Raw genomic sequence first — 23588 nt, forward strand, 5'->3', positions numbered from 1 at the left:
AGTTCGCCACCGCGATCGCCGGCACGCGATCGCGTGCCGGGCATTGCGGCCCTGGGCGTTACTTCACCCGTCAGCGCTTGCCGGTTCGACCCGACTGCTTCGGCGCATCGCGTACCTCGAGCTCGAGCGCGGTCGTGAACCCGCCGTCGCCGATCGTATGCGTCGCCTTCTTCACGAGCCACGGCGTCTCGTCGATTTCCGGCTTGAACCCCGTCACGGTGACGGGCATTTCGGGAAACAGTTCGGGCCGGCCCAGTGCGAGCGTGTAGCTCAGCGTCGACTGGCCGCGCTGCGTGCGCGCATAGTCGGCTTGCGCGGCCGCCCGGGCCTCGGCTTCCGTCGCGTAATCCTCGGGCAGCACCTTGACGTTCTTGCCTTTTGCGTCGCCGACGACCACCGACAGCCGCCGCGCGCTGCCGTTCGAGTGATAGTGCGCGCGCACCGACGTGTAATCGTCGCGCTGCGCGATGTGGTAGCGATGCTGGTCGCCGCTCGCGCGGGTGATGGCCAGCACGTCGAGCGGCTGGCCGCTGACGGTCTTGCCGCTGCCGATCGGCATGAACAGCAGGCGCTTGTCCTTCACGGTCATCACCGCGTCGTAGCGCCTGGCGAGGCGCGTCAGGAACGACATGTCGGATTCCTGCGTCTGATCGACATGGTCGATCCGCGTCGCGGCGAGCGTGGCGTCGACGGCGGCCGTGAGCCCGTGGCGCGTCGCGATGGTGCGCACGATCGCGCCGATCGTCTGCCGGTGCCAGCTTTTCTCGCGGCGCTCGTGCATGCCCTTCGTCATCGATGCCGAGCGCGCGCGGATCGTGATGACGTCCGGTGCGCCGCCGTGCTCGACTTCGTCGACCGTGAACGCGCCCTTGTCGACGAGCGGCTCGCCGACCCAGCCGATCGACAGCTTGATGCTCGCGCCGCGCTTCGGAATCGCGAACGTGCCGCGCGCGTCGTCGAGCACCAGGTCGAGCATGTCGGCCTCGTCCGCGCGCGATTCCGACAGCGACAGGCTGATGAGGTTGGGCGCGATCAGGCGCGACAGGTCGCGGCCGTCGAGCGTGATCCGATAGTCGGCCTGCGGCTGCACGCGGCCCGCGCGGGCCTGCGCATCGCCCGGCTTGCGTTCCAGCGTGCTCATTGCTCGTCCGCTCCGCTTTCGTCGTCCTGCTGCGGCTCGGCCAGCACGCCGTCGTCCACGCGCTTGAGCGTCAGCGTGAACGCGATCTTGCGCGCGATGCCTTCCTTCGTGTGATACGTGGCCGTCTCGTTGAGGCTGTCGATCACGTACGCGCCGTACACGTTGCCGTTCCCGTCGACGAGCACGTAGGCGTCGCCGGCGTCGCCCATCCGGGCGAGCGCCTCGATCGACGCGATCTCGCCGATGCCGTTGTCGGGGGCGACGATGCCGGACAGGGTGATCGTGTCGTCGCCGGCGCCGGTGAACTGGCTCGCATCGCGCACGCCGATGCGCGAGCTGGTGCGGTGCTTCCAGTTGCGCTGGCGCTGGAGCTCCTGGTACGGCGTGGTCGCCAGGCTGAAAACGAACTGGTCGAGCGACATCATCATGGGCGGGTTTCCTTCAACGAACGATCAATCGGACAGGCGCGAGCCGGCGCGCGACGCTTTCGCGCGTTCGGCGCGTTCGAGCTCGGCGCGCACCATGCGGGCGATCTCGGCCGCGTCGGCGCCGGGCGGCGGTGCGATGTTGATGGTGACGGGGCCGCTCGCGGGCGCGGCGCTGGCGGCAGCGACGGCCGGCGCCGTGAGCGGCGCGCGGTAGTCGAGCGACAGGTTGTAGCGCTCGAGCGGGGCGGCGGCGGCGATCGCGGGGCTCGCGGCGAACGCGGGCGGGCCGACCAGCGCGGCGGTGGTCGTGAGGGCGGCGGCGGTGCGGGCCATGAGCGACGGGGCGCCGGCCGTGGCGTCGTCGGGCGTGGTCGAAGCCTTTATGCCGAGTTTTTCCTTGGCCCAGTCGCGCATCGAACTGCCGAGGCCGCCGACCGTCTCCTTCACCGCGACGAAGCGGCTCTTGATGCCGTCGACGAGCCCCGACACCAGGCTGGCGCCGATTTCCTGGAAGCGCGTGCCGATGTCGCCGAACCAGTCGCCGATGCCGCCGATCGCGGTCTTCACCCACTCGACGGTGGCGTCCCATTTCGCGGTGATCCAGTCGCCGGCCGCGCCGAACGCGCCCTTGATGGTTTCCCACAGCGCGATGAACTTCGGGCCGAGCGTGTCCCAGTTCTGCCAGACGTAGATGGCGGCCGCTGCAATCAGGCTGATCACGGCGATCACCGGATTCGCCAGCGCGAGCCGGCCGAGCACCATGAACGCCTGCCCGACGAGCCTGAAGGCGCTGACCATCGACGTCGCGAAGCGGAGCACGTTCACCGTCCCGAGCACGTTACCGAAGACGCTCGCCAGCGTGCCCACGACCGTGAGTACGCCACCCAGCCCGGCGAAAGTCGTGGCGAGGATGCGGGTGGCCGTGCCGTGTTCGCGCACGAACTTCACGATTTTCCCGAGCACGGTGGCCGTGACGTCCAGCGCCGCGTTGTACATCGGCGTGATCTTCTCGCCGATCTCGAGCTTCAGGTCGCGCAACTGCGCGAGGACGACGAGCTCGCGGCCCGCGGTCGAATCCGCGGCTTTCGCCCGCATGCCGGTGACGCCGTCGGCGGCGGCACTCTGCCGCTCGGTGTCGTGGATCTGCTCGCGCTGGTCGTACATCGTGGTGAGCAGGTTCCCCGCGGCCTTGTCGGGAAACAGTTTCGCCAGTTCGGCCTTGACCTTGTCGGGGCTCGTGATGCCCTTGGCGGCGAGCTTCGGCAGCAGCACCTTTTCGAGCCATTCGAACGGCGACGCCTGCAGCATGTCGCTGCCCGCCAGTGCGCCCGGCTTGAGCCCGGCGATCGCACCGTTCTTCCGGTGCGTGAGCCCTTTCGGATCGACGAGGCCGAGCGCCGCCAGCCGTTGCGCGGCGAGTGCGGACGCCTTGCCCTCGAGCGCGCTGCCGGACAGCGCGGCCAGGCCTGCGCCGGCCGACTTGCCGCCCAGCTTCTCGATGAGCGGCTGCATCTGGTAATAGAACGCGTCGGTGCGCAATTTCTTGGCCGCGTTGCCACCCGATTCGGCGAAGTTGTTCCACTCGTCGCCGCTGACCTTGCCGCCGGTCGCCGTCTGCATCTTCTGCACGAGGTTCGCTTCGGCGCCGAACGCCGCTTCGCTCTTCGTGCCGCCGCGCAGGTCGATCACCTTCAGCATGCTCATGAACTGGTCGACGTTCTTCTTCGCATCTTCCTTGCCGTACAGCGCCTCGTTCGCGAATTTCATCGAGGACAGCAACGGCAGCGCGACCCGCGCATGCTGTTCGTCGCCGCCTAACTCGGTCAGCGATTCGCGCATCAGCGCCAGGTTGTCGATGGTCGACAGCCCCGGCGCCCGCTGCGCGCGCGCGAACTTCACCGCGTCGGCCGACGCACCCGCGGCGCGCATGCGCAGCGTTTCGCTTTCGGCCTGCTTCGCGGCGTCGAGCGGATCGGACAGCATGCCGAGCATGTTCTTGCCGACGCCCTTGACCGTCTCGCCGCGCTTCGCCCACTTCTCGCCGACGCCGCGCAGCGCGTCGATCCTGGCGCGCCGGGCGTCGGCTTGCTGCTGGCGCCGGGTGTCGTACCCGCGCACCCCCGCGTCGATCATCGATGCACGCGACGCCATCGTCGCGCGGAGGTTGCGCTCGTCCCGCGACAGGTTGCGCGTGTCGATGCCCGCGCCGGCGAGCTGGGTACGCATGGCTTGTACGCGACCGGCCTGGTAGTGGTGCGCGGACGCCAGGTTCTCGGCCGCGCGTTGCGCCTTGTTGAAGTCGCTGATCATCTGTTGCGACGGCGAGCGGGTCGCGCGCAGCGACTGGGCGAGCGTGTCGACGCGTGCGCGTGCCGCCGAGAGCTCCGATGCCGTGGTGGCGAGGCCCTTGCGCATCTCGCGAAACTCGCCGATGCGCTTCTGCGTCTTCGCCATGTCATCCAGCTCGCGGCGCGTGTCCTTCAGCGCCGCGGCGAGCCCCCGGTTGCCGGTCAGCATCATTTGCAGGGGCTTCGTCATGTTGTCGACCATGTCGAACATGACGCGCAGTTTCGTGGTGTTGTCCATCGTCGATCGTTTCGCTCATTGGGCGCCGGCGCGTACTCGGGCGCGCTCGCGCCAGTCCATCAGCTCGGCCAGGCTGAAGGCATCCATCACGGGCGGTGTCCAGCCGAACACCGTCGCGATGTCCGCCATCGGGTCTTCTACGCGGTCTGGGAGGCCAGTCGGGATTTCACGGCCTTCGGCATCAAAAAACCGGCGAAGATGCCTCCCAGCTGCACGAGGTCGGCGGGGTCGATGTTGGCGACGTCGGCTTCGGTCAGCATCGGCGAGCTGATGCGCGGCAGCACTTTCGACAGCGCGACGACGTCGAGGCTGACGAGGTCGGACAGCGACACGCCGCGCAGTTCGCCCGATTTCGGCTTGCGCAGCGTGATCGACGTGATCGTCTGGTTGCCGCGCACGAGCGGCGTGTCGAGCGTGTGGGTGGCCGGATCGTCCTGGTCGGGCGCGGCGACGGCGGTGACGGCGGACGCATCGGCCTGCGAGTCGTTCGCGGCCGGGTCGGGTTGCATCGGATTCATGGTGGTCCTGTCGGTGATCAAGCGGGGGGAAGGGCGAGGAAGGGCCCGGCCGGCGTAACCGGCCGGGCGGCGGATTACAGGCCGATCGCGTTGCGCAGCGCCGCGAACAGGTCGTTGCCGTTGACCTTCTCGATCATGTTGACGAAGTCGATCTCGATCACGTCCTGGCCGTTCACGGACAGCTTGTAGTAGCTGGCGACGGTCGTGACCTTGAACACGGTGTCTTCCTTCGACTTCGCGGTGCCCGGGTCGATTTCGCTGTGGCGGCCGCGGATCACGATCTCGATCGCGTCGACGTTGGTCGAATCCTCGGACTGGTAGCCGCCGGCGAAGCGCAGCAGCACGCCGTCGTGCTTCGTGATCGCGTATTGGCCGAGCACGGAGCGCATGAAGCCGCCGCAGGTCCATTCGAGCTGGATCCCTTCCTGCCCGAAGTCGACCTTGATCGGGCCGCTCATGCCGCCGCCCTGGTAGTCCTCCATCTTGCGCGTGAGCTTCGGCAGCGTGACTTCGACAACCTGGCCGACGAAGTTCTCGCCGTTCTGGAACAGGTTGAATCCCTTGAGTTTGCGAGGCATACCCATCGTGTTTGACTCCTGGTGAGGCCGGTCGTTACGCGCTGACGCGCGCGGCGAAATCGGCGAGGTAACGGTCGGTGATGCGCTGGCGCAGCATCAGGTTTTCGAGCGGCGGAACCGGCGTGTATTCGTAGTCGAGATACGCCTTGCCGGACTTCAGCACGTCGGTCGTGTTCGGCTCCGGGTCGTACCAGGCCGAGCCGCCGATCAGGTAGCCCTGCGAGATCCATTCGCGGAACTTGGCGTTGATCGTTTCGATGATGTCGCGCGGCAGCGACGGGTTGAGCGGGCCGTCGATGATGGCCATCTGCGCTTCGGCGATCGAATCGGCGATGACCTGCGCGGTGCGCGTGTAGTTCTCGAACGCGAACAGCGGATCGTCCGAGCACGTGCGCGAACCCCAGAAGCGGAAGCCGTTGCGGTTCACGAGCGTCGTCACGTCCTGCTCGTTGAGGAAGCCCGCGTCCGTCGCCGGATCCTGCAGGTCCCACGACACGTCGGCGCTGATGCCGGTGACGCCGTTCACGCCGACGTTCGACAGCGTCTTGTGCCAGCCCGTGTCGTTGTCGATCTTCGCGCGCAGGCCGGCCGCATACGCGGTGGCCGGCACGACGACCGTCTTGCTGGTCGTGTCGTCCCACGCGAGGAAGTCCGGCCAGACGATCATCAGTTCGCGCTGGCTGAACTGCTTGCGATAGGCGACGGCTTCTTCCTTCGTCTTGCAGCCGTTGGCCGACACGTACGCGAACGCGCGCAGCGACTGCGCGATCGACGCGAGCGCCGCGGCGACGGGTTGCGTGTCGAGGCCCGGCGTCGCGAGGATGCGCGGCTTCACGCCGAAGCGCGCCTGCGCGCCGAGCAGCGCCTTCATGCCGGTGTACTTGCCGTCGGCGGTGACGGTGCCGATCACGTTGGTCGCCGTCTCGGCGGCGTCCTTGCCTTCCGCGACGCGCACGACGATCGTGACGGGCTTGGTCTGCCGGCCGATCGCGTCGAGCGTGCGGCGCAGCGTGCCCTTGGTGCCGGCCTTGCCGAGCGCGGCGACGACGTTGGTCAGCAGGACGGGCGTGTCGAGCGGGAAGGCGGTGGCATCGGCGTCGGACGCGGTGCAGACGATGCCGACGACGGCCGTCGACACGGTGCGGATCGGGCGCGAGCCCTCGTTGATTTCGATGACGCGTACGCCGTGGTGGTAATCCTGCGGCATGGTGTGTGGCTCCTGTGTGTGCAGATCAGATGAAAGAGAACGGGAGAAATCCCGTGCGGATCAGGCCGCGGGGTCCGCGACCGGAGCTGCAGGTGCGCTGGGTTCGTCGGGCTTCGGCTCGGGCTTCGGTTCCGGTTGAGGTTCCGGCTCCGGCTCCGGCTTGGAAGGCGGCGGCGGTACGTACGGCGCCGGCGTGGTCGGCCACGTCACCGCATCGGGGAACGTGTCGGCCTGGACGACCGAAACGAGTGCCATCTGATAGGCCGACCAGGCCTTGAAGTAATAGACGCCTTCGTCGTCGAGCAGGCCCGCGGCGTAGGCGTCGGCCTTGCCGGCGTTCGCCTTGCGTGCGGCTTCGAGTCGTCGCTCGAACTCGGCCATCGCGGCGTCGCGTTTTTCGCGCTCGAGCAGTGCAGCCGGGATCGCCCACGCGCCGTTGATCCACGCATGGCGCGGCGACGGTTGCGGTTCGGTCGTGAGGCCGAGTTCGTCGGGCGTCTTGCCGGCAGTCGCGATTTCGACCGGTTCGCCCGTGTCGGTGCGATAGCAGAGGCGGCCGCGGAAGTCCGGCAGCAGCGTCCACGCGTTGTCGCGATAGAACGGCCAGGTCGTCGGCGTGCGCGCCGGCGGCTCGTCGAACGTCGCCCATGACGGCACGAGCCAGCGTTCGGGGTTGCGCGGATCGGCGTCGGGCTGGCCGCTGCTCAGGTATTCGCCGGTCGACTGGTGGTAGTGGTGGATCAGCATGTTTCGGGGTCCAGGTTAATAAGCGCGGATCAACGCGAGCAGCGCGACGTTGCGCGAACGCGATTCGTTGGCGCCGTCGAGGTTGACGGTGATGGCGTGGCTGTGACTGCCTGCGGCACCGATACCGACGTTGTGGCCGTGCGTGCCGGCGCCTTCGGTGTTGAATTCATGGTTGTGACCGCCGGCGCCGGACGTGAATGCCCACGGGTTGTCGTTGTCGACGCCGCCGTTCGAGCCCTGGTGAGCGCCGGAATGCGTACCGAACGGAGCGACACCCACTTCCGTGTAGGGTGCGACGTGCTGGTGATCGCCTACGCTGCCGGTCCAGCCGTGGTGGCCGTGCCAGCCCTGTGAGTCGGTCCACGCGGAGTGCGCGTGGTCGCCGACTGCGGCCGCGCTCGCGCCATGGCCGTGCGAGCGGTTCGCGCTGTCCTGCCACGAGCCGAGGATGCGGTTGGTGTCGACACCGCGGGCGTCGTCCCAGCACCGGATGAATTCACCGCGCAGCTCAGGCAGGCGGAACGTCGTCGAGCCGTCGCCCAACGAGAAACAACCCCATCGCTGGTTGTGCCATTCATCGTCCGAGACGAGCGTGCCACTGGCTTGCGCATAGGCCCAAAGAGCGGGGTAGTCGGCACGATTGACGAGCACGCCGTTCGCTTTCAGGAACCCGGCGCGCGGCAGCGTGCGCGGCTCGAATACGATCTGGCCGACCGTCGCCGTCGAGAGGGCGGCCAGCACCCATTCAGTCGTGGCGAGCGCCTTCGAACGATCGCCCGGGGCGGGTGTCGGGCCCTGCACGGGTGTCTGGAAGGTCGTTCCGCCCGGTGTGAACGCAACCTGCGGGATCGAGTTGCACGTCACGCCGAACGAGCCGTCGTTGATGTGGTACAGGCCGGTGTCCGGCGCACCGTCGTTGACGAACGTGAGCGACGGTGCTTGCGCGCTGCCTTCCGCCAGGAAAATCCGCTTGCCCGGATCGAACCAGATGTCGCCCGACATCGTGCCGCCGGTCCTACGGTCGAGCGGGGTAAGGTTCGCGGTGTGCCACACCACGTTGCCGTTGATGCGGAACGTGTGGTCGTCCAGGATGTACTGGAATGAGTCGGCTTTACCCCACCAGCCGACTGAATGAGCATTGGCGTAGAAATGGCCATCGACGGGACCGAGCCGGATGTGTCCTTCATCCGTACTCCTTCCGATTGCGAGATCGCCGCCGATGTTTGTCAAGGCACCGCTGTCACTGATGCGGACGATCCCGTCGGATAGCGACCAGGCAAACGGGCGGAAATCATTCCACTGACCTTCCGCATTGCCCTTGTTCGTCGACAGCAGATACACGTTCGTGCCGTCATTGCGCAGGAAAGCTCCGTAGCCGTTGGAGATCGCGCGGAAATGGGAACCCGTGGCGTCCATTTCACGCGCGGTCAATCCACCCGCGAACGTTGCGCTCCCGCCGACCTGGATCGCGTTACGGCCGTCGTCGCCGATGTCGCCGACGGTCAGGCGCTTCGCGACCGAAAACGTCTGCGTGCCGCGGTCCACACGAAACGCGGAGAACTGCGTAACGCCGTCGTCCGCGAACGCGTTCAATCCGAAGTTGTTGCCGCCGTTGCCCCCCGTTGCCGTGCCGTCGCGCTTGAACAGCGACCAGCGGATCTTGCCGCCGTCGGTAAAGAACAGCGTCGAGAAATTGCCGGCCCCGCCATCGATCGATACGGCCTTCGAATAGCTCGTGCCTTCGGCAACGGCATCACCGCCGACGCGCAGTCGCGAGTTCCCGTCGTCGTTCCTGACGTCGCCGACGAGCACGCGGCCACCGTAGGCGATGCGCAGGGCGCGCGCCTGGTTCGCGTCGGTTTCGTTGTCGTTGACCGCACGGTTGAGCCAGAGGTCGACGTATTCGCGCCCCCAGGCGCCATTGTCGAAACCCGAACGCAACGTTGCGACAATGCGTGATCCGGTGTCGGTGTTGGTACCGCTGAACGTGCCATGCAGACGCACGCGGCTTTCCCGTCCGTTCTTGCCGGTCGGCGGACGCACCGTGACATGCGCCGTATCCGGACCCGCATCGAATTCAGTCACGACCGGCCCGGTGAACTTCGCCCCGGTCAACGCCGCATATCGCGACGCCGCGGTTTTCGGCGTCACGGCGCGCGCATCGTCCGCACCCGCGTTCACTTCCGCCTGCGTCGCCAGCTCGACCACGCCCTGCCGCTCCGTGGTCGCCGGCGGGTTGAGGAACGACGCGTCGCCGAACACGAGTTTCGTCGCGTCGATCGTCGCGAACTGCAGGTCGGACGACAGCAGCAGTATCGCGGCCGGCGACTTCTCCATGATCGGCGTCGCCTGGCCATAGCTGGCCAGCAGCACGCCGTTCTCGAGATAGAGGCCGAACCCGTACAGCGAGTACTGGTCCGCGGTGTCGTCCTTCAGCGTCGTATGAATCGTGTCCGGCGCGACGTTGGCGCCGCCGAAGGACTTGATCCGCTTCAGCTCGTTCGGCAGCTTCGTGAGCCCCTTGTCGGCGACGAACGGCGCGTTCGCCAGGCCGATTTCCACGACCTGGTGGGCGTTCGTGCCGCCGTTGCCGGCGGCGACGAGCGCGGCACGGCCGGCGTCGGTGATGATGATCTGGGTTGCCATGTGCGATCAGTAGTCGGTGAGGTTCAGGCGGCGATAGGCCGCCACGCGCGCGGCGGCGCCGACCGGTTGTCGGCCCCGCATCTCGAAGCCCTGCGTGAACGTGTAGTGCGCCCGTACCGGCTTGGTCCGGTCGATTTCCGCGAGGATGTCGGCGACGTATTCGGCGGTCGGCGGCTGGCCTTCCTGGCCGCTGACCGTCATCACGAGGTCGAACGTGCCGGGTTGGCCCGGCGGGCGCTGCTCGAACCATTCACGCAGGACGATGTTTCCGCCGAAGGCCGCGACGACTTCGCGCACTGCGGCGGCGGTGCCCTTGCGGCGGGCGATCGGAATCGCCTGGCCGACCCGGGCGCGCTTCACGTACTCGGGCCAGTAGTCCTTCCACGCATCGACGCCGAGGTGCCACGCGAGCCACGGCAGCAGGTCGGACCGGATCGCGTCCGGATTCATCAGCGTCGCGAGCGGCGTCGGCACGTCGTCGATGCGTGCGTTCGTCGCGGCGAGCCGGCGTTCGAGCCGCGTCGCGTTCGGCGGGAGGACGTCATTCATTGCTGTACACCCCGCCGTCGATCAGCTCGATTCCGGTGCAATACGGCGCCTGCTGCTTCGTCGCCGGCAGGCCGGTGGACGGGCTTTCGAGGATCACCTTCTGCACGCCGGCCGCGCGGGCGGCCGCGTAGATCCCGTCGAGCGTGACCTCCATCCCGAGGCGGTGCATGGATTCGGTGTATCTCTTCATCGCGCGGTTGGCTTCCGCGAGCGCCACCGCGCGATCCGGGCCGGCGAAGAACACGAGCCGCGCGCGTACCTGGTAGCGCAGGATTTCCGCGCCGCGCACCGTGACCTTGTCGGTCAGCGGCCGCACGTCGTCGGCCTGCAGCGCGGCCGCCACCGCGGCGATCAGCGCCGGGTCCGCCGTGCCGTCGCCATCGCGCGCCAGCACCGAGACGAGGACTTCGCACGGCGCCGGGCTGACGGCCGACGCGTCGAGCACACGGCCGTCCGCGTTGCGTGCGTGCGAAACGTACGCGCCTTCGGGGCCGGCGACGGACAGGCTCTGCGGCGCGAGCTGCGTGCGGGCGCGCAGGTCGGTATCGCTTTCCATGACCGCCGCGACGTTGTGTTCCGGATTGGCGGGCGTGATCGTCAGGCGCCGGATGCCGAACAGCGCGGCGAGATGATCGAGGTCCGTGCCGACCGCGTAGGCGAGCATCACGGCGCGCGCGGCGTCGTTCACGCGCTGCCGCAGCACGATCTCGCGGTACGCGTTCTCCTGCAGCAGCTTCACGACCGGCTCCGATTCGAGCGCGAGCGTCGCGGCGATCTCGGCCTGCTCGTCGGCCGGGTAGAGCGACACGAAGCGTGCCTTGCGCGCGGCAAGCAGGGTTTCGTAGTCGATCGTTTCGACGACGTCGGGTGACGGCAGCTGCGAGAGGTCGATCGGCGTCACGCTCATGCGGGGCTCCCGTTCGTCATCGGCACGCGGGTCGATACGGCCGTGCCGTTCTCGCCGGTCCAGCCTTCGATGTCGAGATAGACCGACCCGGCGGCCGCATTCGCGTCGTCGGAGGCGAGCACGACGCGGGTGAGCGTCAGGCGCGGCTCCCAGCGCATGAGCGCCGTCGCGACGGCCGCGTATAGCCGGGTGCGCACGGTGCCGTTGCCGGGTGCGTCGATCAGGTCGGGCAGCTCGGAGCCGAACGTGCGGCGTTTCACGCACGACGCGAGCGGCGTCGTCACGATCCTGCCGATCGACTGGTAGAAGTGGTCCAGGCCCGAGATCGAGCGGCCGGTGTTCGCGTTCATGCCTTTCATTGCGGTGCGCTCACGAGTTGTCCATCGCCCTGTTCGCGATGCGTGTGATGCGGGAGGCTGATGCCCTGGGATGTCACTTCGCGGGTGAAGGTGGCCGCGCCGTCGATCTGCATCGTGGCGCCGCCGCCGGCGCCGCCGGTGCCGGTCATGCCCGATTCGAATGCGAACGGGCCCTTGACCGTCAGCGCGCCGGTGCAGGTCGTCTGCGGCGCGTCGAACGTGATGCGCTCGGCCTTCACCGTGGCGTCGCGGGTCTGCACGACGACCGAGCCCGGCGCGACGATGCGCACGGTCGCGCCGGCGGGCAGCTCGGCCGTGAGCGCATGCGCGGCGTGGTCGTACGTGATGCTCGCGCCATCGGGGTAGACGCGTGCGTGGGTGTCCGGGCTCGAGGCAGGGGCCGGCGCGGCGTTCGAATAAACGCCGCGCAGCGCGACGCCCTGCGCCGGATCGCCCATCGGGCAGAGCAGCACGACCTGTTCGCCCGGTGTCGGCGGCAGCCAGTCGCGCGTGCCGCCGGCGGTGCCGGCGACCCACGGAATCCAGTTGGTCTGCAGGCCGCTGCCGTCGGAGTCGGCGTCGCCGACCGAGACGCGGCACAACGCGGCCGCATGGTCGACCGCGAGGATCGTTCCCTTGCGCACCGCGTTGCGTGCCTGCCGTTGAATTTCATTTGCGTCCATGCAGCCATGGTGACGGTCGGGCAGCCACGGCGCGAGCGATGGCCTGTGTCGTCGCGACGAGGACAGCCCGCACCGGATGCCGGCACGAACGCGCGCGTCGAGAATCGCATCACCGGTTGAAATGAGGATGGCGTCGTGCGCCCCGGCGATGGAGTGGCGAGGCTGGAGTGCGTGAGCGGGGCGACGTCGCGGTGGCGACTCGGCGGAGGTGCGACGGGTTGCGTGGCGACGAAATGCAGAGGGGTGTTGTGCGGCGGGACACGAGGATGGGGCGCGCATGGAGGGGTTGCCACGGGCGATGACGTCGACGCGGCGCGCGTCGCCGATGCTGGTCGATTCGAGGGCGATGCACGAGCGGGCGATCGGCGTTGCGATCGCGACATGCGAGTTCGCCACGGCGCGCGAAACGAAGAGGGCGAGACGAGATGTCCGGTAGCGACGCGCAGCCGTTGCGGCGGTGAACGCGGCGGAACACTGCGCACGCACGGTGCACGGTGTTCGTTCGATAGCACGCGGCATCGATGCCGCGTGCAGGAAGACGAGCTGCCGGCCGCCGGGCTTACCTGATCTGCGGTAGCGCGACCCAGGTGAGCGTATTGGCCGGATCGACCCGCGTGTCGTCGACGTGGGTGATCACGTGCCGGCCGTCCGGCCCGGTTGCGACGTTGACGCTTTCCGTCAGCGCCAGCCGGATCGACAGGTCCACTGCCGCCGGGTCGCGAACGCCGAGCTCGAAGGTGATGCCGCTCGTGCGCGCGGCGGGATTCGTCACGAGATCCGGCTGGTTCTTGCGGACCCATTCGACGACCGCGACGAACACGGGATCCGTGTCGCCGGAGAAATTCGTCGCGAGCACGTGGGCCGTGTACCGGTATTCGAACGACGGCGTCAGCGTGCCGGTGGTCGCAATCGATCCTTGCTCGACGAGCACGGTCAGCGCGCCCGGTTCGGTTCCGAGTGACGGGATGGCGGCGACGAGCGCCCGCCGCAGGCTGTCTGGCTTAATCATGCGGATGGGCTCCGTGGCGGGTTGCGGGCGTGCCGGCCTGGCAGGCCGCGATCATGTCGACTTGCGCCGCGCAGGTCGCCCAGGCCGCCTTCGCGAGCGTGAGCGCGGCATCGAGCTCACCGTTGGTGCGGGGCGCGAGCATCGGCAGCGTGCAGGGGCTCACCGCCTGGCACGTATTCGACGTAAGCGTCGGCGCCGGTGAGAGCGGGATTGGCTTGCAGGCGGACAACGTCGTCAGGCAGACGAGTGCCAGCCCAGGCGCGAAGCGCGGCGTTTTCATCGGTCAATCTCCGGTTTTCAAGTCGGGTGGCGTCGAGCTTCGATGCGATCGCGGCCTGCGAACGGTCGAGCCGGGCCTGCTGTCGGGCGCGCTCGGCGGTGTCCTGCCGCATGCGCGCGATGACGTCGTCGCGCCCGGCGAGCGCCTGTCGTGTCTCGACGAGTTGCTGCCGTGCGGCGCCCAGGTCGGCGCGCAGCGCATGCACGCCCAGCGCCGCGGCGGCGCACGCGGCAAGCGCGGCGACGCAGGCGGCGAATTTCGCGGCGAGCCCGTTCATGCGGCGGACGGGGTGCCGGCCGATGCGGATCCGCCCGGCGTCGACGCGGCCGGTTGCGACGCATAGCGGTCATAGGCGCGCGCGAGCTTCACGTCGTAGAGGTTCGCCGCGTAGTCGGGGCCGTTGTACGCGCGTGCGAATGCGGCCCACTGGCGGGCGCGGAGCGCGCGGCGCAGTGCGTCGTCGGCCGCGATGTAACGGACGAAGGCGTCGAGATGCCGGGCTTCGCCGCTTTCCATGCACGCGACGAATTCGTCGATGCCGGCATAGCCGAGGCGCGCCCAGTGATAGCCCATCACCTGGAACGCGCCCCAGCTCGCGGATTCCCACGCGGCGCCGGCATCGATCGACTCGGCCGTCGCGAGGCGCGCGTATTCCGCAGCGCCGCCGCGATAGCCGCCGCGCGTGCGCGACACGATGTCCGGCTGGCGCGCCGCGAACGGTGCGGGATCGATGCCGCGTGCCTGCAGCCGCTTCCAGAACACGTGGCGTTCGAACAGGATCACGGGCCGGCCGTCGGGCAGGAACCCGGCGCCGCGCGACTCGACTTCGTTGACCGCGCGAATGCACGCGAGCGGCACGTCGAGCGTGCGTGCGGCGCATTCGAGATCGGCGAGCGCGAGGTGGGTCGGATCGCGCCGGCCGGTGGCCAGCGCGGCGCAGGTCTTCGGGCCGGCGATGCCGTCGTCGACGAGGCCGGTGTTCCGTTGCAGTGCGATCACGGCGGCTTCGGTCGACGCGTCGTAGAGGTGCGTGACCTGCACCGGATAGCCGGCGCGGATCAGCCGGCGTTGCAGCAGGCCGACGTCGTCGCCGTGGTCGCCGAGGCGGCGGGTCTTCATGATTCATTCACTCCTGAGCAGGCGGGCGACGTTGCCGCGCGTGCCGCAGACGGACATCGCCAGCAGGACGGCGGTAGCCGCTTCGAAGAAGCCGACGGAGCCGGCATGCAGCAGCAATTCGATCGATGCGCCGCCGGCGACCGCCACGACGATCCACGCGAACCAGGACGCGCGATGCCGGTGCCGCGCGCCGTTGCGCCGGTAGGTGAGCACGCGCACGAGCACGGCGACGTGGGCGCAGAGCGCGATCAGCACGAGCGGGAGCGGCATGTCATCCCCCCTTGCGGAACAGCGCGAGCAGGTCCAGCGTCTTGACCCGTTCGATGAGTTGCAGCGTGACGGCGATGACGAGCGCGGCCGCGAAGAACGCGGCGACGCCCGTCGAGTGGATCGGCGTGGCGCCGACGATTTCCGGCGCGGCGAGATAGCCCATCACGAGCGAGATCAGCAGGTACGCGGCGCGCCGTGCGACGCCGATTTCCTTCGACGTGACGACCACGAGCGCGGCGCCCGTGAACGCGCCGATCAGCGCGTTGCCGTCGATGCCGGGCGCGAGCCCGGCGACGCCGATCGCGGCGGACAGCATCGCGGCGGTAGTGAGGTTCGGTTCGGCCATGCAGGCGATTCCAGGGTCAGTCAAACAGTTGCAGCAACGGCCGCGCGCGCGTGGCGGTGTCGAGCGGCGGCAGATGGACGGGCGTGCCGGCCGGCAGCACGACGCCGAGCCTGGCGAGCCCGGTGTTGGCTTCGAGCACGGTTTCGACGGTGCCGTCCGTGCGGCCGTAGTGGCGCCAGCACAGCGCGTCGACGGTGTCGCCCTGCAGGGTGCGCACGATCATGGCCGGCGCTCCCGATGCGGGAACGCAACGCAGTCGCCGACCGGCGCGTGGTGGAGGCTTGTCGATGTCGTGCTGCTTGCCATGGCGAGGTCCCGGGCGGTGACGCAGTGGAGAGGGTTCCCATGGTCGAGCTTCGCCGGGCGGCGTTCAACGACACGCATGCGTGGCCTGTACGGAGACGCAGCGCGGCGCGTGTCGCGACGGGCATCGGGCCTTACGCTTTCCGTGCGGGTGCTCGATCGGCGCTTGATGGGCACGTCACGGGCGGGTGCGGCGTGCGCCGTGCAGCCGGATTGCAGCTGGCGTGGGCCGGGGCGGCCTTGATTGACCTTGTGCAGCCTTGGTTTTGCGCGGTGCGACGCGTGGCGGGCCCTTGCCGGGCGAGGGCGGGGGGAGCGTAGGTAAAACTCCGAAGGCAGGGGTTGCTGGTTCGATCCCAGCCGGGCGCGCCGAACCGGGTCAGGCTCTTGGCGGTTTCGTTACTTCATCGTTGCCCCTGACTACGATGAAATTGCGGTTAGCCGGCGCAGGTTGGCCGTGTTTACGCTGTTGCTGGCGCGGCTGCCGGTGGCGCCGATCACCTGCACAACGGGCAGGTGCGTTTTCGACGTTTCCAGGCCCGGCAACGCCTCGCGATTGCCGACATGGCGGATGACCGCAGCGTTCCGGGCGTGGCGCGGGTGTGGGCGAGCCTCGCCTGGTTTCACAGCGCGACCTTCAGTTGGTCGTGGAACGCCAGGGCCTGCACTGGGTTGCTGGTGCTGTCTTCTACGACCGGACCGCTCCCGGTGGGGCGGTCGAGCGGAATGCCGAGGCTGCTGCGGCGCGGCGGCGGATCAGCCGGTGAGCGTTGAACGAAGGTCGATCGGTGCCGGCGTGATTTGATGCATGTCGAAGATCAACACTTCGTTGTACCCGGTTCGCAGCCACGGAGCGGGGCAGAACAGTCGATATTGAGGGCCGACGTTCCAGTAGCGGCCGAGGTTGCGCCCATTGACCCATACGATGCCTTTGATCCAATCACGCATGTCCAGGAACGTATCGCCTACCTGGTTAAGCATGAGAGCAGCCTTGAAGAACAGGCCGGGTCGGGTCGGGTCGGTGCAGCGTTGCCGCAACCCCGTGATGTACTCGGCGTCCATCGGGAGCGCGTACGTTGTCCATTCACGCAACGGCTTCGCACCGACCGTCACGTCCCCGTTGATCCCCTTTCGATCAATCAGGTCGTCACCGTAGTTGACGCGGCCCATGCCTTCGACGAGCACATCGAGCAACTTGCCACCAGTCGGAAGTGTGACGTGCTCGCTGTTTGGTACGACGCGCAGCCCTTCCGCTAGATATCGCGGCATTTTCGCGCGCGTCATGCCGCCGGCATATTCGGTGTCGACGAACACTGTCGCATAGTCGTGAACGTCACCCGCCGATAGCGGGCCACCGGCTCCGCCGATGGCCGCGTGGCGGTATAGGACGAAGCCGGCCTGTTGGCCGTGCATTTCCATCGGCCGCGGCGCGTCGCTTGTCGCGATCGGTGCCGGCAGGTTGTCCCATAGCGAAGCGAAAAGAAACGGCCGCAGAGAATGATCGCCAGTGAGCTCGATCGTAGGCGGTGCAGCCGGGACGGGCGGGAGCGGTTCGGACAGGTGCGCCTGAATCAGGTCGCGGTAGCGCGTGAAGCTGCCCGCTGCACGTCCCTGCTCGTCGATTGGCGCGAAGTAGTCATAGCTCGTGATGTCGGGTTGATAGTCGCCTGTCTTGTGGTCGCGGTTCGCGCCGGCCGTGAAGCCGAAGCTCGTGCCGCCGTGGATCACGTAAATGCTGAACGACAAGCCATAGCGCATGAAATCGGATAGCTCGCGCGAGATATCGGAATCGTCTCCCTGAAATTTCTGGTCGCCCCAATGGGTAAAGAAGCCCGGATAGACTTCGCCACCCATGACGGTAGAACCGGGGAACTCTTCGCGTATCCGATCGATGTCGTGCGCCTTTGGCCCACTGAGGCCGATCGCGCAGCCGTCAAGCGCAGTTCGATTTTCCCGCAATTGCTTGACACCATCGTCGGTAAAGAACGGCCCCGTGATGCCGCCGTCAACCCATGCGCGCCGTATTTCCTCCAGATAGGCGACGTCGTCGCCGTAGGTCGCATACTCGTTTTCGATCTGGATCAGCAGGATCGGGCCGCCGTTTGCCGACATCAACGGGCGTACTCGCGGCACCAGCTCGGCAATGTACTGGCGCGCCGCTTCCATGAAGCGCGGGTCACGGTGCGAGCCCACACGCAACTGGATGTCATCGTGTGCGAGCAGGCGCGAAGGGATGCCACCGAGATCCCACTCGCCGCAGATATACGGGCCGGGCCGTAGCAGCACCCACATGCCTTCGTCCTGGCAAAGCTGCATGAATGTCTCGACGTCGCGCTCGTCCGACTCGAAATCGAATTTGCCCGCGGCCGTCTCGTGGAAATTCCACATGACGTAGACGGCGATGGTGTTCATCCCCATTGCCTTTGCCATCTGGATTCGGTGGCGCCAGTACTCGCGCGGGATGCGTGCCGGATGCATCTCGCCGCTACGAATCTGGAATGGCGCGCCGTCGAGCAGGAAGGTGATGCCGTCGTCGCCGAACGTCAGGACGTGGCTGCCGCCGTTTTTCGGCGTGGGGCCGGTCAGGATTTTCCGTGGCTCGAATGTCACGGACTTCTTGTCACGACTGCATGCCCCGAGAAGCGGCACCAACGCTGCCGCCATCAAAAAGTTTCGCCTGTTCAAACTTATGTTCCGGTTCTTTTTTGGGATTCGCCGAGCCTGGCCCTGGCTCGCCTTTCAGTAGCACAACATTATCTTACGAATCCCATCTTCGGGTCGGATCGGGAGCCGTTACCGGCCGCACCACGGGCGCCGGCCGCAGCCGGCGCGCCGATGTCGGGTTGCCTCGCCGTTGTGCGAGAATCGCCCGCAACGACCACTCCAAGCGACGATCGCGGCGGCCGTCCGCGCATCGCGCCGACTCCCGATGGCTGCCATCCTGTCTACCTCGACCGCAGTCGATGCCCGCGCGCTGACCGATGCGCAGCAGGCACTGCTCGCGCGTCTGCACGCCTATTCCCCCGACGATCCGACCGCGCCGCTGCCGTACAGCCGGCGCCTTGCCGAAGCCGAAGGCTGGTCGCATGCGCATGCGCTGGCCGTGATCGACGAATACAAGCGCTTCGCGTTCCTCGCGCAGGCGGCCGGCCATCCGGTCACGCCGTCGGTCGCGGTCGACGCCGCGTGGCATTTCCACCTGCAGTACACGCTCGAATACTGGGACGTCTTCTGCGCCGGCGTGCTGCGCGCGCGGCTGCATCACATGCCTGGTACGGGCGCGCCGGACGAAGCCGCCGCGTACGCGCAGCGCTACCGCGACACGCTCGACAGCTACCGCAGGCTATTCGGTTGCGAGCCGCCCGAAGCGATCTGGCCGCGCCCCGTGACCGAGCCGGACGTGCCCACCGACGCCCCGGTGCAGCGCGCAGCCCCGCGCGACGGCCCGTCGAGCGAGCCCGCCGCGCGCCCGCGACGCGGGCGGCGCTTCACGAAGTTCGCGTGGCCGACGGCGGCGATCAGCGTCGCGGCGACCTGCGCGAGCGCGAGCGATTTCAATGTGCTGGACTTCTCGGGGCCGGACTTTCTCGGGTTGTTCTACGTGCCGCTCTGCGTCGCCGCGCTGCTGCTGATCGCCGGCCTGCAGTGGATCGAATACCGCCACCGGGTGTGGGGAACGCGCGCCCCCGAATCGTCGCCCGACCTGAGCGCGGAGGAAGCGGCGTATCTCGCGGGCGGCGGTGCGCGGATGGCGCAGGTCGCGATGCTGTCGCTCGCGCATGCCGGGGCGATCGAGCTGCGGATGAGCAAGGGCCACGACGCGCGGGTGCGGATCGACGATCCGCGACACGCAGGCGCGTATGGCGCCGACTGGGAATGGCTGAGGCGGCAGCCCGGCGGCGAGACGAGCTGCCACGCGTTTCGTCAGCGTCTCGCGTGGCGCGAAGCCGACTGCGCCGCCGCGTTGCAGCGCAAAGGCTGGCTCTGGGCGCCGGGCGAGATGCGGGCGACGCGGATGGCCGCGCGCGCGATCCTGCTGCTCGTGTTCGGCGCGGGCGCGGCGAAGCTCGCGGTCGGCCTGAGCCGCGGCCGGCCCGTGCTGCTGCTGATGATTGTCATGGCGGCGTTCATGGTCGCGTACCACTTCATGGTCGAACGCCTGCCCGGCGTCGGGCGCGGCGGCATGACCCGCGGCGGCGAGGCGGCGCTCGACGCGCACCGCGAGCAACGCCGGGGCGACCGCGCGACGCCGGACGGGCTCTTGTGGACGGCCGCGCTGTTCGGCGCCGGCGCGCTCGCCGGCACCGTGTGGGCCGCGCATTCGAACGTGCTGATGGCGCCGCCGCCCGTTGCCGTGCAAACCGGCGGGTCGAGCGGTTCGTTCGACTCGGGCGCCGGAGACAGCAGCAGTTCCAGTTCGTGCAGTTCGTCGAGCTCATGCAGCTCGAGCAGTTGCGGCGGTTGTTCGAGCACCTGAGCACAGCGCGCGCTGCCGGGACAGCGCGCCGGGCCGCCAGCGTCAGGCAGGCGGCACGGCGCGCGCCGACTTACGCGATCGCGGCATCGGCGGGCGTGCGTGCCTGCGCGGCACGCCCGTCGCCCGCCTCGACGATCAGCGTCCAGTCGAACGCCGGCAGTGCGCAGAGCTGCTCGACGGTGGCCGTGTACTCGTGCGCGGGCGCGTGCAGGTAGCGCACCTTGTCGGTCCATTCGGGCAGCGGCGCCTGCGACGTGGTCACCACGACCGCCAGCAGATCGTGCTCCGGCCGCCGCGCGATGTCCTGCAGGCTCAGTCGGACCTGGTCGAGGTCGCCCTCGGCGTCCAGGATCAGCGCGCCGGGGATCGGCGCTTCCGGGCAGCCGGGCGGGCTGCCGATCGCGCCTTTGTCGATGCACTGCTGATACACACGGCGATAGCGCGGCAGCGCCTGCTGCAGCGCGTGATGCTTGCGGACCTTCGCCTGCGCCGTGCGCGCGAGCCCGCGGCGCAGCGCCGGGTGCGCGATCAGCCGCTCGAGCGCGTCGACCCAGGCCTGCGGCGCATCCGGGACCAGCAGGCCGTCGCAGCCGTCGTGCAGCGCGAAGCGATAGGCCGGCCGGTCGCTGGCGATCGAGGCGATGCCGGCCGCCGCGTATTCCTGCCACTGGATCGTGCTCGTGCCGGCGTTGTAGTCGTGGTCGGCGAGCGGCAGCAGCGCGATGTCCCAGCGCCGTTCCGGCAGGCGTCGTGCGTGCGCGTCGTAGTCGTGAAGCTCGGGCTCGCACCCGGCGGCCGGATGGCCGGCCCAGCCCGGCGGGACGTCCGCGCCGACGAAACTCACCCTGACCTTGCCGGGATGGCGCGCGCAGATCGCTTGCAGCGCCGCGTCGACGAGCGCGAAGTTGTCGGCGCGCAGCGACGCGCCGGCGATGCCGATCGTCACGCAGTCGTCGTCGCGCGCCGTCACGGGGCGGTAGAACCGGTCGAAGTCCACGCTGTCGGGCAGCACGTGAACGCGCGGGTGTGACAGCCGGTAGCGGCTGGCGATGAATGGCGTGGATACGATCACGGCGTCCGCGTTGCGCAGCACGAGCTCGATCCCCGCGCGGGCCACCCCGCCTTGAGCGGCGAGCGGATGCGTGGACGGCAGGTCGGTCAGCAGGTCGTCGGTCTCGTAGATCACCGGCCTTTCATGCTTGAAGATCGTGTACAGGTCGTTGCCCGTCAGCGTGCCGGGCGCCAGCCGGTGCAGCAGGATGGCGTCGGCCGTGGCCAGCACGCTGCTGTCGATCTGGCCGTCCCGGAAGCCCGGGACGAGTTCCCATTCATCGTTCAGCAGACCGAACGGCAGCGTGAGGCGAATGCGCGACGACGCGCATGCGTCCGGATCGATCGAATACACGATCAGGCGCTTGCGGTGCGGTGCGGCGTCCGCAGTCGCGGCGACGGGCGCCAGCGTCCGGTTCTCCGCCAGCAGCCGCGCGTACAGCGCACCGTGGCGGGCGGCGTTGCGGCCGATGTCGTGCTGCGCGCGGATCGCATCCTGCGCGGCCGCGGCGAGCTGCGCGCGGGTGTGCGGATGCTCGATCAGGTGCGCGATCGCGTCGACCCACGCGTCGGCGGTGTCGGCGACGAGCCAGCCCGTGCTGCCGTGGACAACCGGGCCGCCTTGCGCCGGCGTGGCGACGAGCACCGTGGCCGCGCCGGCCGCCGAGCATTCGAGCCATGCGCGCGGCGGCGCATCGTCGCGCAACGTGACCGGCGCCGCGACCAGCGCGATGTCGAGGTCCGCGCGCTTCAGCGCGTCGGCGTAGCGGTCGTAAGGGGCAGGCTCCGCGATCAGCGTGACGTCCGGTTCGCGGTCCCAGCCGGCCGGCAGCGCCGCGCCGACGAACGACACCCGGAGCTTCCCCGGAAACCGGCGGCGGAGCTCGGCCAGCGCGTGGCGGACCTGCTCGAGACGCACGCCGTCGAGCCCGGTGCCGGAAACCGCGAGGTTCACGTGGTCGCGCACGCCGGGCGCCGCCCGGTGCAGACGCTCGAGATCGACGCCGGTCGGCAGCGCGTGGACCGAGGCGTTGACATGACGGTACTCCCGCACCAGCGCTTCCGACGGCACGACGAGCGCATGCGCGCGCTGCACGGCGCTGCGGATGCCTGCCTTGCGGCGCGCGTTGTCGGCCGCGCCGGGGACGTCGGCGAGCAGCGTGTCGAGCGGCACGTCGATGTCGAGGACGACCGGCTTGCCGAGCGAGAACAGGTGTTCCAGCGTGGCGGCGGACAGCAGGCCCGGCGTGTCGCCCTGCAGCACGATCAGGTCCGCGCGCTGCAGCGCGTCGGGATCGATGCCGGCTGGCGTGACAGGGAACGTCAGCGCCCATTCGCGGTCCAGCCGCGCGAACGGCTGCGCGAAGCGCAGGCTGGTGCGCGCGTGGTCGGCGGGTTCGGCGGTGACGACCGCGATGCAAGAGCGCGGCGCGGACTGTCCCTGGGCGGCGGCGCCCGTCGCGACGGCCTGCGCATCCAGCTGGTCCGCGTGGGCCTGGGTCCGCTCGACGAAGTTCCGTAACTGCTGCCAGAACGTCTCCTCTTCCTTCAGGTAGACGCTGCGCGCTTCGTGAACGGTGGCCTTCGCGTGGGCGATCGCGTGTTCGTCGAGCCCCCACGCGATGCCCTTGCCGTCCATCACCCACCGGAACGGCTCCGGCAGCGACGCGTCATTCATGATGCACACGACCGGGCAACCGCACAGCAGCGCTTCGAACACGGCGGTGGACCATTCGTACATGTACACGCACTCGACCTGTCGGAACAGCGCCGCGAGTTCGTGCGCCGAACGTTCCGGCACGCGGGTCGAGATTTCGATCGACTCGGCGGTGACCGGATGCAGCGTGCCGCCGCGCCGCAGGTGGCGATTGATGAAGACGGCCGTGCCGTTGCGGCGGGCGTCGTCGACCCCGTCGCTGTTGAAGATGCGCGTGTCGACCAGCGGCATGCGCAGCAGGTCCGCCTTCCATTCCTCAGGCACCAGCGACGGCCCGAACGTGAAGACGAGGTCGTCCGGCTGCAGGGTGATCGGTTCGCCGTTGATGCGGCCGGGCTCGGCCAGCAGATAGCGCACGACGCAGCGCGCGTTGAACGGATTGCCGGTGACGACGTCCGGGTAGACGACGATCGGGCTGCGGTTCGCGCGGGCGTGCGCCTGCGCGATGTCGTTGGTCAGCGGCGGCGTGCGCAGGTCAGGATGCACGACCGCCGTGCAGACGTACGCTTCGTGGCCGAGCAGGTTCAGCGCGTGGCACAGGTAGTGCATCGCGCGGATCCCGCCGGAGGTTTGCCGGAAATTCGGCGCGAGAATGTAGTACGGGTGGTCGAGTCGCGTAAAGATGCGCGAACCGCCGTGCGCCAAGCCGGGTGTGGGAGTCGTCATCG

The 23588-nt window shown here is 68.7% G+C and carries 23 protein-coding genes; 1 reads left to right on the plus strand and 22 read right to left on the minus strand.

Annotation, left to right across the window (positions count from 1 at the left end):
- Window positions 1-70: 70 nt before the first annotated feature.
- From CFB43_RS00795 to CFB43_RS00900, 21 genes are all read right to left on the minus strand, one after another.
- A complete protein-coding gene (locus CFB43_RS00795; RefSeq protein WP_089493861.1) occupies window positions 71-1141 on the minus strand; it encodes a phage late control D family protein in 1071 nt (356 codons plus the stop codon).
- On the minus strand, window positions 1138-1569 hold the full coding sequence (locus tag CFB43_RS00800; protein WP_069246823.1) for a phage tail protein: 432 nt from the start codon (window positions 1567-1569) through the stop codon (window positions 1138-1140). Before CFB43_RS00800 ends, CFB43_RS00795 begins: the two co-directional genes overlap by 4 nt.
- 24 nt (window positions 1570-1593) lie before the next feature.
- Entirely contained in the window at window positions 1594-4155 is a 2562-nt protein-coding gene (locus CFB43_RS00805) for a phage tail tape measure protein (protein ID WP_089493862.1), read from the minus strand.
- A 15-nt stretch (window positions 4156-4170) separates the two neighbouring features.
- Complete coding sequence (locus tag CFB43_RS00810) at window positions 4171-4284, minus strand: GpE family phage tail protein (protein WP_006484104.1); 114 nt, start codon at window positions 4282-4284, stop codon at window positions 4171-4173.
- A gap of 8 nt (window positions 4285-4292) precedes the next feature.
- Entirely contained in the window at window positions 4293-4673 is a 381-nt protein-coding gene (locus CFB43_RS00815; RefSeq protein WP_089493863.1) for a phage tail assembly protein, read from the minus strand.
- Between the two features lie 74 nt (window positions 4674-4747).
- Window positions 4748-5257 carry a phage major tail tube protein gene (locus tag CFB43_RS00820; protein WP_179254780.1) on the minus strand — a complete coding sequence of 170 codons (510 nt, stop codon included), beginning with the start codon at window positions 5255-5257 and terminating at the stop codon, window positions 4748-4750.
- Between the two features lie 28 nt (window positions 5258-5285).
- Window positions 5286-6458 carry a phage tail sheath protein gene (locus CFB43_RS00825; RefSeq protein WP_089493864.1) on the minus strand — a complete coding sequence of 391 codons (1173 nt, stop codon included), beginning with the start codon at window positions 6456-6458 and terminating at the stop codon, window positions 5286-5288.
- Window positions 6459-6518: 60 nt separating this feature from the next.
- A complete protein-coding gene (locus CFB43_RS00830) occupies window positions 6519-7205 on the minus strand; it encodes a tail fiber assembly protein (protein WP_089493865.1) in 687 nt (228 codons plus the stop codon).
- Between the two features lie 15 nt (window positions 7206-7220).
- A complete protein-coding gene (locus CFB43_RS00835; RefSeq protein WP_089493866.1) occupies window positions 7221-9851 on the minus strand; it encodes a phage tail protein in 2631 nt (876 codons plus the stop codon).
- A gap of 6 nt (window positions 9852-9857) precedes the next feature.
- Window positions 9858-10400: a phage tail protein I gene (locus tag CFB43_RS00840; protein ID WP_089424205.1), complete on the minus strand. Its 543-nt coding sequence runs from the start codon at window positions 10398-10400 to the stop codon at window positions 9858-9860.
- Window positions 10393-11307, minus strand: coding sequence for a baseplate J/gp47 family protein (locus CFB43_RS00845; RefSeq protein WP_089493867.1), 915 nt, complete (start codon window positions 11305-11307; stop codon window positions 10393-10395). The genes CFB43_RS00840 and CFB43_RS00845 overlap by 8 nt, the downstream gene beginning before the upstream one ends.
- Window positions 11304-11666, minus strand: a complete 363-nt coding sequence (locus CFB43_RS00850; protein ID WP_089493868.1) for a GPW/gp25 family protein — start codon at window positions 11664-11666, stop codon at window positions 11304-11306. Before CFB43_RS00850 ends, CFB43_RS00845 begins: the two co-directional genes overlap by 4 nt.
- Window positions 11663-12349 (minus strand): phage baseplate assembly protein V, encoded by a 687-nt coding sequence (locus tag CFB43_RS00855; RefSeq protein ID WP_089493869.1) that lies wholly within the window; start codon window positions 12347-12349, stop codon window positions 11663-11665. Before CFB43_RS00855 ends, CFB43_RS00850 begins: the two co-directional genes overlap by 4 nt.
- Window positions 12350-12908: 559 nt before the next feature.
- On the minus strand, window positions 12909-13358 hold the full coding sequence (locus CFB43_RS00860; protein WP_089493870.1) for a phage tail protein: 450 nt from the start codon (window positions 13356-13358) through the stop codon (window positions 12909-12911).
- Window positions 13351-13587 carry an Rz1-like lysis system protein LysC gene (lysC, locus tag CFB43_RS38695; RefSeq protein WP_226207559.1) on the minus strand — a complete coding sequence of 79 codons (237 nt, stop codon included), beginning with the start codon at window positions 13585-13587 and terminating at the stop codon, window positions 13351-13353. The genes CFB43_RS00860 and lysC overlap by 8 nt, the downstream gene beginning before the upstream one ends.
- Window positions 13475-13915 (minus strand): Rz-like lysis system protein LysB, encoded by a 441-nt coding sequence (gene lysB / locus CFB43_RS38735; protein WP_089493871.1) that lies wholly within the window; start codon window positions 13913-13915, stop codon window positions 13475-13477. The genes lysC and lysB overlap by 113 nt, the downstream gene beginning before the upstream one ends.
- The gene (locus CFB43_RS00875; protein WP_089493872.1) at window positions 13912-14757 is read right to left on the minus strand and encodes an N-acetylmuramidase domain-containing protein; all 846 of its coding nucleotides are present in this window, start codon (window positions 14755-14757) and stop codon (window positions 13912-13914) included. Before CFB43_RS00875 ends, lysB begins: the two co-directional genes overlap by 4 nt.
- A gap of 3 nt (window positions 14758-14760) precedes the next feature.
- Entirely contained in the window at window positions 14761-15027 is a 267-nt protein-coding gene (locus CFB43_RS00880) for a phage holin family protein (protein ID WP_089424212.1), read from the minus strand.
- Window position 15028: 1 nt separating this feature from the next.
- Window positions 15029-15373, minus strand: a complete 345-nt coding sequence (locus tag CFB43_RS00885; protein WP_069246837.1) for a putative holin — start codon at window positions 15371-15373, stop codon at window positions 15029-15031.
- A gap of 16 nt (window positions 15374-15389) precedes the next feature.
- Window positions 15390-15596, minus strand: a complete 207-nt coding sequence (locus tag CFB43_RS00890; protein WP_089493873.1) for a tail protein X — start codon at window positions 15594-15596, stop codon at window positions 15390-15392.
- Window positions 15597-16432: 836 nt separating this feature from the next.
- Entirely contained in the window at window positions 16433-18286 is a 1854-nt protein-coding gene (locus CFB43_RS00900; protein ID WP_256989894.1) for a beta-galactosidase, read from the minus strand.
- A 319-nt stretch (window positions 18287-18605) separates the two neighbouring features.
- On the opposite strand from CFB43_RS00900, the gene CFB43_RS00905 reads away from it, so the two are divergent.
- Window positions 18606-20153: a TIGR04222 domain-containing membrane protein gene (locus CFB43_RS00905; protein ID WP_089493875.1), complete on the plus strand. Its 1548-nt coding sequence runs from the start codon at window positions 18606-18608 to the stop codon at window positions 20151-20153.
- A gap of 70 nt (window positions 20154-20223) precedes the next feature.
- Here CFB43_RS00905 and CFB43_RS00910 read toward each other — a convergent pair whose 3' ends face one another.
- Entirely contained in the window at window positions 20224-23586 is a 3363-nt protein-coding gene (locus CFB43_RS00910; protein WP_089493876.1) for a glycosyltransferase family protein, read from the minus strand.
- Window positions 23587-23588: the final 2 nt, after the last annotated feature.

Origin of the sequence: Burkholderia sp. AU15512 (genome assembly GCF_002223325.1) — a bacterium.
Classification (GTDB): domain Bacteria; phylum Pseudomonadota; class Gammaproteobacteria; order Burkholderiales; family Burkholderiaceae; genus Burkholderia.